At 55.9% G+C, this 322-nt stretch carries 1 rRNA gene; it reads left to right on the plus strand.

The window, feature by feature from the left end:
* Positions 1-322 (plus strand): 23S ribosomal RNA (locus BGP78_RS20615); the annotation flags it as partial.

A 322-nucleotide genomic window follows, 5' to 3' on the forward strand; every position in this document is an offset into this window, starting at 1 on the left:
GAAGGGCCATCGCTCAACGGATAAAAGGTACTCCGGGGATAACAGGCTGATACCGCCCAAGAGTTCATATCGACGGCGGTGTTTGGCACCTCGATGTCGGCTCATCACATCCTGGGGCTGAAGTCGGTCCCAAGGGTATGGCTGTTCGCCATTTAAAGTGGTACGCGAGCTGGGTTTAGAACGTCGTGAGACAGTTCGGTCCCTATCTGCCGTGGGCGTTTGAGAATTGAGAGGGGTTGCTCCTAGTACGAGAGGACCGGAGTGAACGAACCGCTGGTGTTCGGGTTGTCATGCCAATGGCATTGCCCGGTAGCTACGTTCG

The sequence above is a fragment of the Pseudoalteromonas sp. MSK9-3 genome, assembly GCF_003590335.1.
Classification (GTDB): Bacteria; Pseudomonadota; Gammaproteobacteria; order Enterobacterales; family Alteromonadaceae; genus Pseudoalteromonas.